The organism is Bradyrhizobium sp. WSM4872 (genome assembly GCF_055811715.1).
In genome coordinates, this window is the sequence record NZ_JBVVPT010000022.1 from 26,100 (window position 1) to 37,791 (window position 11,692).

Below are 11,692 nucleotides of genomic sequence, written 5' to 3' on the forward strand. Positions count from 1 at the left end.
TGAGTACGATCCGCATGTGTGAGTGCGCTCGCTTGAATCGTACTCACATCCGGAATTTCAACGCCGAACTTTTACGTGTGTTTTCAATGCGCGATCAAAAATTTCCCTGAAGAATCAGGACTCTAACTTCTTCTGTAAGTTATTGTAATTGCTTCGTCTTTAGTTTTGGTGCCCCTGGCCGGAATCGAACCAGCACTCCTTGCGGAACTCGATTTTGAGTCGAGCGCGTCTACCAGTTCCGCCACAGGGGCCCTCGGTCAGCCCCAAACAAGGCGTCGCGAAGCCGGCGGACTATAGCCATGGACCAAGCGGGGTCAACCCGCGCCAAAGTGATCCCGGCCGTTCTCGACAGCCGCATGGGCCGGGGTTACAGCCTTGGAAAGCGACCCATCGAAATGAGGCTGCCGTGACGACCCAGAGTGCCGCAATACCTGCGTTCAAACCGGCGGCGACGAGCCCCGCGCTGGCCGCTTCGCTCGCGGTCGCACTGACGGCAGCCGCGACCATCGCGGGCGCCTGGTTCTTCCAGCTGGTGCTCGGGATCGTGCCCTGTCCGCTCTGCCTGGAGCAGCGCTACGCCTATTACCTCGCGATCCCGCTCGGCCTGCTCATCGCACTCGCGGCGCGGGGCGGTGCGCCGAGGCCGCTGCTGTTCGCGGGCCTTGCGATCCTTGTGCTGGCGAGCCTCGCCAATGCCGGACTCGGCACCTATCACGCCGGCGTCGAATGGGGTTTTTGGAAGGGACCGACCGACTGCTCCGGTCCCGTGGTCAATCTCGGCAGCGCCACCGACCTGCTGTCGCGGCTCGACACCGTGAAGGTGATCCGCTGCGACGAGGTGCAGTGGCGCTTCCTCGGCCTCTCGCTTGCCGGCTACAATGTGCTGATCTCGCTCCTGATGGCTGCGATCGCCGCGTGGGGATTCGTTGCGACGGCGAAGCGCTGAGGCTCAATCATCCACATCGTCCTGCGTCCGGCCGAACAGGTGCACGATGCCTGGCGTCGCGATCGTCACGAAGACGAAACGCGAGAGGTGATGTGCGCCGACGAAGATCGGGTCGATGTGCAGCGTCAGGGCCAGCGCCAGCATGGCGTCCATCGCGCCCGGTGCGTAGGCGACCACGACGTCAGAGAATTTCACCTGCGTGGTGAGCGCCACGATGCCGACGAAGATCGCGGAGACGGCGATGGCCACTGCAAACGAGCCCAGCGCCGCGTTGATGTGGCCGGCAAGCGTCTTGATCCGCATCCGCGCGAAGCGGCTGCCGATCAGGGCGCCGATGCCGACCAGCGCCACGCCGCGTACCCAGTCCGGCAGGCCGCCCTCCACCCAGCCTGCGCCATGCAGCACGCTTGAGCCGATCATCGCACCGAACATCCAGCTCGCCGGAAACCTGATCAGCCGCAGGACGAGCGCCGCAGCCAGCGAGGCCGCGACCAGCTCCACGAGGTCAAGCGGCGAGGCAATCGTCGTCGTCAGCGACGGCGCGACGGAGGGCGCGACGCCGGCGAACGCCAGCACCATCGGCAGCGCCGCGGTGAGGATGATGACGCGCATGGTCTGCACCACCGCGATGCCCGGCAAATCGGCGCCGCGCTCGACCGCCAAAATCGTGATCTGCGACAGCGCGCCGGGGCTGCCGGCGAGGAAAGCCGAGGTGCGGTCCCAGCCGTGGATGCGCTGGAGATAATAGCTGGAGCCGAAGGTCGAGCAGAAGGTCGCGAGCGCGAGCAGCCCGATGGTGAGCGGATAGGCACTGACCTGTTGAAGCAGGTGGCGCGAGACGACTGATCCCAACGAAATGCCGAGCAGCACCAGCACGGTCTGGGTCAGGATCGGCGGCAGCGTCAGCTGGCGACCGGCGATCGCGGCGATCCCGACCGCGATCATGGAGCCCGAGATCAATCCCCCGGGAAGGCCCGCGAGCAGAAACACGAGGCCGCCGGCGGTGCCGATGACAAGCGTTTCCACCGTGCTCAAGATCTTGGCACGGCTCGGCCATTCGAACGGCAGGGAGGCGGTGATTTGCTTCACACCGCCTTATCGCAAATCAGCGAGAGACGCACAATTGCGGCCACGTCATGCCGCAATGCGCGCGCCTCTCGCCGAAGCCGCGAGCAGGGGGAAGGATTTACTTCTTGTCCGCAGCCGGCGCGGTCATGCCGGCCTTGGCGGTCTTGATGCATTCAGAGCGGAATTTCTTGCGCTCCTTGCCGTGCAGGCCCTTGGCGTCGGCCTGCTTGGAGCATTCGAGCGACTCGGCCGAGTGCTCCTTCGGTGCCTTCTTGTCCATGGGGGCGGCGGTTGTGGTCTTGGTGTCGGTCTTTGCTGCCGGCGCGGCGGTCTGCGCGTAGGCGGTGCCGGTGGCGAGCAGGGAGGCGAGAGCGACGACGGCGAGGCGAGATGTGAAAGTCATGGTGCTGCACTCTTCTTGCGGGAATTGCGAAGGGCGCGAAAGTCGGCTGGCGTTGCTGAACGCGACATGAATAATTCGAACGTGGAGGGTCACTATATTTTGGCGGCAGCAGCCATCGCTTCCTTGTCGCGAGCGGGCGGCACGCTAGGATAGCAATCCTCGGTTCACTTCCCTCGGGGGAAGATCAAGGAGGAGACCAAGGATGACCATTCAATCAAAGTTGCTGTGTGCAGTTGTGCTGTCGGGCTTTGCCGCGCTGGTGGCAAGTGCGCCGGCGCAGGCGCTGACCTCGCAGGAGTGCAGCGCGAAATACCAGGCCGCCAAGAAGGACGGCTCGCTCGGCACCACGAAGTGGAATGACTTCCGCAAGGCCCAGTGCGGCGCGGACGCGACGCCAGCGGCTGCACCGACCGCGGCCGCTCCTGCTGCGCCCGCCGCTCCCGCCGAGCCGAAGCAGGCGAAGAAGGAGGCCGCCCCGGCTGCCGCGCCGACCCTGCCGGCCGGCCCCGCGATCTATCCGAATGCGGTCGATCCGAAATACGCCAAGGAGACCCCCGGCAAGGGACGCCTGCACACCTGCGTCGACCAGTACAACGCCAACAAGACCACCAACGGCAATGGCGGCATGAAGTGGATCGAGAAGGGCGGCGGCTATTACAGCGAATGCAACAAGAAGCTGAAGGGCGCCGCCTGACGCTTTAAGACGACACAGAGGCCGGAGCCAAGCTCCGGCCTCTTGCTTTAATCCAGTAGCTTCTCGGCCGATTTCGCCACGAGCTGCGATCGCTTGCGCGGGCCGCGCTCGACGAACAGCAGGCTCTGGCCGAAGATGAAGCAGTAGAACAGGAAGGCCTGCGCTTCGGCTGCCTCGGTATCGAGGCCGGTCGCGCGATAGAGTTCGGCGACGTGCTTCAGCCGCGCCGCGTCCACGATCGCCACCGCTGCCGCGGCGCCCTCGTCCGAGCGGGCCCATTGCCGGATCGCAAGCTCGATTGCCATCCCGTCCGGATTGAGTCGCTCCGAATAGAGCTGGATCACCGCCCTCAGCCGTTCACGGGGCTCCTGGCCATCGAGACTCGTCTGCTGCGCGATCGCCGTTGAGCGCCCCTCGCGCCACCGTTCCAGCATGGCACCGAGCAGCGCGGCACGGTCGGCGAAGCGGCGGTAGAAGCCGCCCTTGGTGACGCCCAGGTTCTTGGCGAGCACCTCGACCCGCACCCCCTCGACCCCGGATCGGGCGAGCTCGGTGAGCCCTGCCTCGACCCAGATATCGCCTTTGCCGTCACTCATGCAGGAAGCCTCGCCGATTCTTGATACGGTGCCGTATTGCTAACGCGGGAGGAGGTTGATACGCTACCGTATCAATACCAAAGGCAGAAAAGGCCAGGGAGAATTGCGATGGAGCGGGAGGCGACCTATCGCGGCACGGTCTACCCGTGGCAGTGCGATCACGTCGGCCACATGAACGTCATGTGGTATGTCGGCAAATTCGACGAGGCCAACTGGAATATGTTCGCCCGCCTAGGGCTGACGCCGAGCTATCTGCGTGCCTCCGGCCGCGGCATGGCCGCCGTGCAGCAGAACATCACCTACAAGCGCGAGCTGCTCGCCGGCGACATCGTCGAGATCCGCAGTTGCCTGCTCGAGATACGCGACAAATCGATCCGCTTCCGGCACGACATGACCAATGCCGAGACCGGCGAGATCGCCGCGTTCTGCGAGATCGCGGGCGTGCACATGGACCGTAGCCAGCGCAAATCGGTGCCGTTCACGGATGCCATACGCGAGATCGCTTTGAGGCATCTCGCCGAGCCGGCGGAGGCCTGAGCCATGGCTGCATATGAGCCGAAGAACCCGGGCTATCGCGCGGCTGCCATCGCCATGTTCGACGGCCAGCCGGCGATGCACACGCTCGGCATCGTGATCGTCCGCCTTGCGCCGGGCGAGGTCGAATTGGCCATGCTGCATTCGCCGGCCCTCACGCAGCAGAACGGCTTTGTCCACGCCGGCATCGTTACCGCAGGCCTCGACAATGCCTGTGGTGTCGCCGCCTTCACCCTGATGCCGCGCGAGGCCGATATCCTCACCGTCGAGTTCAAGACCACGCTGCTCGCGCCGGCGCGGGGCGAGCGTTTCGTCTTCAAGGCAGAGGTGGTCAAGCCCGGCCGCACGCTGACCTTTTGCGAGGCAAAGGCGTTTGCCGAGCACGAGGGCAAGGTCACGTTGATCGCCATGATGACTGGGACGCTGATGGCAATGCTGCCCCGCGTTGCGGCTTCGCACGAGCCGACCCCGATACCCGCATAGCGTGGCGATGACATCGGCTCTGCGACACTCTATATGAGCTGTAACAATTCCCAGTCTCGAACCGTATCGACGGAGATGGGACCGAAATGGAACGAGATATGGCTGGATTCAGGAACAAGGGCCTTGTACCGACGCGGCGCGCGGCGCTGACGCTGATCGGGGCGGGCGCCCTTGTAGCGGGTGGGATCACTTCGGCGCGCGCGGCGACCGAGGAAGACGAAGTGCTCACAGAAGCCAAGGTGCTGCGCGACCCCGATGTTCCCGTCGCCGGCAATCCCGACGGGAATATCAGCATCATCGAATGGTCCGACTATAACTGCCCCTATTGCCGCAAGCTCGAGCCCGAGTTGCGTCAGGTCATCCAGGACGACGGCAAGGTCAGGCTGGTGATGAAGGACTGGCCCATCCTCGGTCCGGTTTCGGTCACGGCGGCGCGGACCGCGCTCGCGGCGAAATTCCAGGACAAGTACCACCAGGCCCACGACGCCATGATGGGCGTCAGCTCGCGCCTGACCGAGCCGCGCATCAACGAGTTGCTCGCGGTCGCCGGTGTCGACATGGATCGGTTGAAACGCGATCTCGCCGACCGCGCCAAGGACATCGACGCCGTGCTCAAGCGCAACAACGAGCAGGCCGAAGCCTTCGGTTTCCGCGGCACGCCGTCCTTCATCGTCGGCAAGTACCGCGTACCGGGCGTGCTGAGCATGAACGAGTTCGAGCAGGTCATCGCCGACGCCCGCAAGGCCAAGATGAACTGAGCCGAGCGATATTTACCGCGCAATACGAAGGCGCCGCCGCGGACCCGCGACGGCGCCTCATTTCATTCATGACACCACGTCGTTACTTCGAGGAGATGCGGACCCAGTCCTTGTGCGCGCGATCGCGCAGCGCGTCCCAATCGGCCTTGGCGACATCCCAGTTCACGATGGTGCGATTGGTCGTGGCGACTTCGCCGTTGGCGACCGGCGACGTCTGCATGGAGTCATAGACATACACGCCGCAGCCAAGCAGCAGCGCGCCCAAAATCATTCCAAGAAACATCCGCATCGCGAAACCTCCAATGACGGGCGATAACGTCGACCCGGATCGATTGTTCCGCGACAGTGCGGCGCAGGTAAGGACGATCCGTTCACGCTTCATTCAGCCACTGCACCAGCTCCCCGTTGATCTCGCGAGGATAGGTGTGGCTGAGGTCGTCGATCTCGCGATAGGTCACGTCTGCGCCGGCGGCGGCGAGGGCCGCCTGTGTCTGCCGCGCGGTCTGCACCGGAAACATCCAGTCGAGCTTGCCGTGCGTGATGAAGATCGGAAGGCGCTGCAGGCGCGTGGCGTCGGCCATCTCTGCCATCAGGGGATGGAAGGTTGCCGACACCGGCGCGAGATGCGTGAAGGGCGAGGCGCCGTCGAGCCCGGTGACGTAGCAGAAGGTGCCGCCGTCGCTCATGCCTGTCAGCAGCATGCGCGAGGCGTCGATGGTCCAGCGGCTGCGCACGGTTTCGAGAATGCGGATGAGGTTGGGCGTGTCGGAATCGTCACCCATCAGTGCCCAGGTCGGGCCGGTCGCGGTCGGCGCCACCAGGATCGCACCGAGGCTGCGGGCGTCGCGCAGCCAGCTCCACAGAAAGCCGCGGCCGTTGCCGCTGCCGCCATGCAGTGCCATCACCAGCGGCATGGCGCGGTCGGGCCTGTAATACTCGGGCACGTAGACCGAAAAGCCGCCGCGGCTGCCGGGCTCGTTGTGATCGTGGATGATGCCGGTGTGCGCGTCCGCGCCGGCTTCGAGTCGCGACAACAGGTCGGCATTCTCGCGATGGGCGGCGTTGAGGAAGAAGCTGCTGACCGGCGGAAACTGCACGGCCAGCGGATAGAGTGCCTCCTGCGCGCGCGGCACATGACGCAGCGCGCGGAAGACCGCGACGAGGTCGCCATTGCCGTGCTCGACCTCGCGCAGGCCGGCAAAGGCGGCGAGCGTCTCGTCGCAGGCACGGTCGAGCCGCTCACGCAGTCCGGTGAACTGCTCCGGCCATTCTCCGATTGCCGCGCGCGCCGTTTGCAGCGTCTCGTCGGGAGCGCCGATCGCGTTCATCACGGAGCCGAAGGCCGGCGGGTGCAGGTTGCGCTGAAAGAAGGCGAGCGCCTCCAGCGCATTGAGCAGCGGCGGCAGCACGGCCACGATGTCGTCAACGACGGCCTCGCTCATCGTCGTTTCCTTGCTTCAGTTCGGCTTGTCAGTGCAGCTTCGGCGCCTTCAAGAGCTTGAAGCGATCGGTCGAGGTCACCGTAACGTCGAAGGTGACGCCTTCATGATGTACCGTCAGCGGCACGTCGACGCCGGCAGCGCCGAGGCCCCACAGCTTCTTGTAGAAGCCGGTCTGACTCGTGACCTTCTCGCCGTCAACCGCGAGGATGACGTCGCCGGTCTTGAGCTCGGCACGGGCGGCCGGGCCGTTGGCGGAGATCCCGATCACCACCACGCGGTTGTCGATCTCGGTCGAAAAGAGTCCGAGCCACGGGCGTGCCGGCTTGTTGACGCGGCCGAATTTGCGCAGGTCGTCCAGGATCGGTTTCAGCAGGTCGATCGGCACGATCATGTTGACGTGCTCGGCCTTGCCGTCGCGCTCACGTTCGAGCTGGAGCGAGCCGATGCCGATCAACTCGCCGCGATCATTGAGGAGCGCCGTGCCGCCCCAGTTCGGGTGCGCGGGATGGGTGAAGATGGCCTCGTCCAGCAGATATTCCCAGTAGCCCGCGAATTCCTGCTTGGCCACGATCTGGCTCGCGACCGAGCGCGTGCGTCCGCCGGCGCCGCCGACCACGACGCGGTCGCCGAGCCGGGTCTCGGCCGAGATGCCGAGCGGCAAGGGATCGACGTCGAGCTGGCCGAGCGCCTGCACCAGGCCAAAGCCGGTGACGGCATCGAAGCCGAGCACATGTCCCTCCACCACGCGCCCGTCTCCGACATGCAGCCACACCGACTCTGCTTCGGTGATGAGATATCCGATGGTGAGCACCAGCCCGTCGTCGATCACGACGCCGTTGCCGGCGCGTTCGGTGCCCAGTGTCTCGGCGCTGAAGGCGTCCGGCGGGATGATGGCATGCAGGCCGACGACAGAGGCGAGCGCGTGGTCGAGATCGAAAGCGTAATCGCTCGCACGCGGCTGATTGGCCGGTGGCACTCTCCATTCGGTCAGGGCGGGCATGGAGTTCTCCTGGCTGAGAGCATCGCTCCGCCGATTAGCGGGACGACGCGCGAAGCACGGATAATTTAGGATGGAGGAGGCCGTCTTGAAAGCCTCGTTCCCCAACTATTCCCGACGCACCGGGTGAAATCTTTGAAAGGCGCGGGAAGCTTGATGCACGGTCGGTCGAGCGCCTCCGGCATTGGCCGCATGGCTGCTGTCCGGCGAGGTGCTAGGCGCCGTACAATGAAGCTGCTAACCATTGCCGCTTCGTTTGACCCAGGGATCACGGACCAAAGCATGGACAACCGCAGCGACATCTGGCGTGGCATCGACACGATCAAGGCACGTTTCATCGACCTCAGCGACAAGGTCTGGGGCATGCCCGAAGTCTGCTACACCGAGGCGCGGTCCGCCGCCGAGCATCTTGCCGAGTTGCGTCATCAGGGTTTTCGTATCACCGAGCAGGTCGCGGGCATTCCGACCGCGGTGACGGGCGAATGGGGCGAGGGCGGGCCGGTCATTGCCTTCATGGGGGAATATGACGCGCTGCCGGGCCTCAGCCAGGAGGCGGGCGTCGCGGAGCATCGTCCGGTCGAGACCGGCGGCCACGGTCATGGCTGCGGCCACAATCTGCTCGGTTCCGCAGCTCTCCTCGCCGCGACAGCGGTGAAGGACTGGCTCGCCGAGAACAAGGTGCCGGGCCGCGTGCGTTATTACGGCTGCCCCGCCGAGGAAGGCGGCGCGGCAAAAGCCTTCATGGTGCGCTCCGGTGCATTCGAAGACGCCGACATCGCCATCACCTGGCATCCGCACAGCTTCTGGGAAGTCGCGGTGACGCCGTCACTCGCCAACACCCGCGCCGATTTCATCTTCACCGGCCGCACCTCGCATGCGGCAGCCTCGCCGCATCTCGGCCGCTCCGCGCTCGACGCCGTGGAGCTGATGAATGTCGGCGTGAACTATATGCGCGAGCACATGCCGAGCGACGCGCGCGTGCACTACGCGCTGCTCGACACCGGCGGCATCGCCCCGAACGTGGTGCAGGCGCATGCGCGCGTGCGCTATTCGATCCGTGCCCGTGATCTGCCCGGCATGAACGAGCTGGTCGGACGCGTGAGCAAGATCGCGGAGGGCGCGGCGCTGATGACCGAGACCAAGGTCGAGATGAAGATCATCTCCGCGGTCTCCAATATCCTGCCGAACACGCCGCTGGAGCAGGCGCTGCACCGGGTCATGGAAGAGCTCGGACCACCGCATTTCGACGACGCGGACAAGGGCTTTGCGACGGAGATCCGCGCGACGCTGAGCGACAAGGACATCGAGGCGGTCTATTACGCGATCGGCATGGAGCCGACCGACCGGCCGCTGGCTGACTTCCTGGTGCCGCTCGATGCCAAGCGCAATCCGCTGGTCGGCTCGACCGACGTCGGCGACGTGAGCTGGGTGGTGCCGACCGTGCAGGTCCACGCACCCACGGTTGCAATCGGGACCCCCTTCCACACCTGGCAGGTGGTCGCGCAGGGCAAGAGCGCGCATGCGCACAAGGCCATGGTGCAGGCCGCGAAGGCGATGGCCGGCATCGGCATCAAGGCGCTGACGGACCCGGAGCTGATCGAGGCCGCCAAGGCTGACCTTGAGAAGCGGACGGCCAAGACGCCTTACGTCTGTCCGCTGCCAGACCACGTCGCGCCGCCGCTCGACATGTCCGTGGCGTAGAATTTCGCCTCGATACTTCGTCTGATGCGGCGATCAAATTTTCTGCAGTGCAGCGCGGAATTCAGCGTGTTTTGATGCTGGATTGCCGAACGGATGGGCTGCGGAATATGGTTTTGCCCAACAGACAGTCAGAAGACCGTTTGCATACACACGGTCGCAGTTGACGCGCACCCCATTCGGTGTGCCATCTACCGCCAGCCAAGCCCGGTGGTCGTCTCGCGCGACCGCCTGCATCCATACGGGAACCAGACGGGGGACAACCATGCTGGATAAACAACTGCGTTCGATGATCGGTGACGTGAAGGACGGGCGGATGGATCGCCGCGGTTTCATTCAGCGCCTGGCTGCCGTGGGTCTCACCGCACCTTTGGCCAACCAGATCCTCGCGCTTGGCGGCGTCGCGATGGCTGAGGGCGTCTCGACCTACAAGCCGACCAAGCGCGGCGGCGGTGGTGCGCTCAAGCTGCTGTGGTGGCAGGGGCCGACCCTGCTCAATCCGCATTTCGCCACAGGCACCAAGGATCAGGACGGCGCGCGTCTGTTCTACGAGCCGCTCGCCTGTTGGGATCCCGACGGCAACATGAAGCTGGTTCTGGCCGCCGAAATTCCCTCGATCCAGAACGGCGGCCTCGCCGCCGACGGCAAGTCGGTGACCTGGAAGCTCAAGCCCGGCGTCAAATGGCATGACGGCACGCCGTTCACAGCCGACGACGTCGTGTTCAACTGGGAATATGCCAAGGATCCGGCGACCTCCGCACTGACGATCGCGACGCTCCGCGACATCACGGTCCAGAAGGTAGACGACCTCACGGTCCGCATCCTCTTCAACAAGCCGACGCCGTTTTGGGCCGACGCTTTTGTCGGGGCTCCCAATACCATCATCCCGAAACATCTGTTCAAGGACTATATGGGGTCCAAATCGCGGGAGGCGCCGACCAACCTCTCGCCGGTCGGCACCGGCCCCTACAAGTTCGTCGAGTTCAAGCCGGGCGATCTCGTCCGCGGCGTGATCAATCCCGATTATCACATGGCCAACCGCCCCTATTTCGATTCGATCGAGATGAAGGGCGGCGGCGACGCCGTCTCTGCCGCGCGCGCGGTGATCCAGACCGGCGAATATGATTTCGGCTGGAACATTCAGGTCGAGGACGACGTGCTGCTGCGCCTGGAGAAGGGCGGCAAGGGAAAGACCGTCTACGCCGTCGGCGGCGACACCGAATTCATCGCGCTGAACTTCACGGATCCCAACACGGAGGTCGATGGCGAGCGCTCCTCGATAAAGACCAAGCACCCGCTGTTTTCCGATCCGGCGGTGCGCAAGGCGCTCTCGCTGCTGATCGATCGCGAGTCGGTCAAGAAGGCGATCTACGGCCGCGCCGGGCGCACCACCGCCAACTTCCTCAACGGGCCCGAAAAGTTCGTGTCCAAGAACACATCGTGGGAGTTCAGCGTCGAGAAAGCCTCGAAGATCCTGGACGACGCCGGCTGGAAGCCGGGCGCCGACGGCATCCGCGAGAAAGACGGCAAGAAGCTGAAGCTCCTCTACCAGACCGCGATCAACGGGCCGCGCCAGAAGACGCAGGCGATCGTCAAGCAGGCGTGCCAGAAGGCGGGCATCGACGTCGAGCTGAAATCGGTCGTCGCCTCCGTGTTCTTCTCCTCCGACGTCGGCAATCCCGACACCTATTCCAAGTTCTACGCGGACATGGAGATGTTCCAGATCCCGCTGAGCCAGCCCGATCCGTCGCAGCACATGCGTCGCTACCTTTCGAACCTCGTCGCCACCAAGGAGAACAAGTGGCAGGGCACCAACTTCCCGCGCTGGGTCAACAAGGAGTACGACGCGACCATCCTGGCCGCCGACGGCGAGATGGATCCAGTCAAGCGCGCGGCGCTCTACATCAAGGCCAATGACCTCATGTACCAGGACATCGTTTTCATCCCGGTGCAGCACCGCCTCAAGGTCGAGGCGGCCGCCAACAATCTGCGCCCGGTCGTTTCGGGCTGGGCTAACGAGACCGACAATTTGTTCGACTGGTACCGCGAAGAATGATCACGCACGCCTAGAGC

13 protein-coding genes and 1 tRNA gene are annotated in these 11,692 nt (G+C 64.6%); 7 read left to right on the forward strand and 7 right to left on the reverse strand.

Going from position 1 to position 11,692, the window contains the following annotated elements; genetic code table 11:
• Positions 1-166 precede the first annotated feature (166 nt).
• Positions 167-251 (reverse strand) — tRNA-Leu (locus AC0L3C_RS25335).
• A 155-nt stretch (positions 252-406) separates the two neighbouring features.
• On the opposite strand from AC0L3C_RS25335, the gene AC0L3C_RS25340 reads away from it, so the two are divergent.
• Complete coding sequence (locus tag AC0L3C_RS25340; RefSeq protein ID WP_473263852.1) at positions 407-946, forward strand: disulfide bond formation protein B; 540 nt, start codon at positions 407-409, stop codon at positions 944-946.
• A 3-nt stretch (positions 947-949) separates the two neighbouring features.
• Here AC0L3C_RS25340 and AC0L3C_RS25345 read toward each other — a convergent pair whose 3' ends face one another.
• Positions 950-2,035 (reverse strand): AbrB family transcriptional regulator, encoded by a 1,086-nt coding sequence (locus AC0L3C_RS25345; protein WP_473283517.1) that lies wholly within the window; start codon positions 2,033-2,035, stop codon positions 950-952.
• 97 nt (positions 2,036-2,132) lie between these two features.
• A complete protein-coding gene (locus AC0L3C_RS25350) occupies positions 2,133-2,417 on the reverse strand; it encodes a PsiF family protein (protein ID WP_473409229.1) in 285 nt (94 codons plus the stop codon).
• A 202-nt stretch (positions 2,418-2,619) separates the two neighbouring features.
• Between AC0L3C_RS25350 and AC0L3C_RS25355 the strand changes: the two genes are divergently transcribed.
• Positions 2,620-3,111, forward strand: coding sequence for a hypothetical protein (locus AC0L3C_RS25355; RefSeq protein WP_473263849.1), 492 nt, complete (start codon positions 2,620-2,622; stop codon positions 3,109-3,111).
• A 47-nt stretch (positions 3,112-3,158) separates the two neighbouring features.
• Here the strand turns inward: AC0L3C_RS25355 and AC0L3C_RS25360 are convergent, their stop codons facing one another.
• Entirely contained in the window at positions 3,159-3,707 is a 549-nt protein-coding gene (locus AC0L3C_RS25360) for a TetR/AcrR family transcriptional regulator (protein WP_473409230.1), read from the reverse strand.
• 108 nt (positions 3,708-3,815) lie between these two features.
• Here AC0L3C_RS25360 and AC0L3C_RS25365 point away from each other — a divergent pair, with 108 nt between their 5' ends.
• The 3 genes from AC0L3C_RS25365 to AC0L3C_RS25375 all read left to right on the forward strand — a co-directional run bounded on the left by AC0L3C_RS25365 (position 3,816) and on the right by AC0L3C_RS25375 (position 5,482).
• Positions 3,816-4,244: an acyl-CoA thioesterase gene (locus tag AC0L3C_RS25365; protein ID WP_473409231.1), complete on the forward strand. Its 429-nt coding sequence runs from the start codon at positions 3,816-3,818 to the stop codon at positions 4,242-4,244.
• 3 nt (positions 4,245-4,247) lie between these two features.
• Positions 4,248-4,724 (forward strand): PaaI family thioesterase, encoded by a 477-nt coding sequence (locus tag AC0L3C_RS25370; protein WP_473283509.1) that lies wholly within the window; start codon positions 4,248-4,250, stop codon positions 4,722-4,724.
• Between the two features lie 98 nt (positions 4,725-4,822).
• Positions 4,823-5,482: a DsbA family protein gene (locus AC0L3C_RS25375; RefSeq protein WP_473409232.1), complete on the forward strand. Its 660-nt coding sequence runs from the start codon at positions 4,823-4,825 to the stop codon at positions 5,480-5,482.
• A gap of 82 nt (positions 5,483-5,564) precedes the next feature.
• Here AC0L3C_RS25375 and AC0L3C_RS25380 read toward each other — a convergent pair whose 3' ends face one another.
• The 3 genes from AC0L3C_RS25380 to AC0L3C_RS25390 all read right to left on the reverse strand — a co-directional run bounded on the left by AC0L3C_RS25380 (position 5,565) and on the right by AC0L3C_RS25390 (position 7,924).
• Positions 5,565-5,771 (reverse strand): hypothetical protein, encoded by a 207-nt coding sequence (locus tag AC0L3C_RS25380; RefSeq protein ID WP_473263845.1) that lies wholly within the window; start codon positions 5,769-5,771, stop codon positions 5,565-5,567.
• Between the two features lie 82 nt (positions 5,772-5,853).
• Positions 5,854-6,924, reverse strand: coding sequence for a phospholipase (locus AC0L3C_RS25385; RefSeq protein ID WP_473409233.1), 1,071 nt, complete (start codon positions 6,922-6,924; stop codon positions 5,854-5,856).
• Between the two features lie 28 nt (positions 6,925-6,952).
• Positions 6,953-7,924, reverse strand: coding sequence for a S1C family serine protease (locus AC0L3C_RS25390; protein ID WP_473263843.1), 972 nt, complete (start codon positions 7,922-7,924; stop codon positions 6,953-6,955).
• Between the two features lie 279 nt (positions 7,925-8,203).
• On the opposite strand from AC0L3C_RS25390, the gene AC0L3C_RS25395 reads away from it, so the two are divergent.
• Both AC0L3C_RS25395 and AC0L3C_RS25400 read left to right on the forward strand, forming a co-directional pair.
• A complete protein-coding gene (locus tag AC0L3C_RS25395; RefSeq protein WP_473263842.1) occupies positions 8,204-9,622 on the forward strand; it encodes a M20 family metallopeptidase in 1,419 nt (472 codons plus the stop codon).
• 262 nt (positions 9,623-9,884) lie between these two features.
• The gene (locus AC0L3C_RS25400; protein ID WP_473263841.1) at positions 9,885-11,675 is read left to right on the forward strand and encodes a peptide ABC transporter substrate-binding protein; all 1,791 of its coding nucleotides are present in this window, start codon (positions 9,885-9,887) and stop codon (positions 11,673-11,675) included.
• The last annotated feature ends 17 nt before the right edge of the window (positions 11,676-11,692 follow it).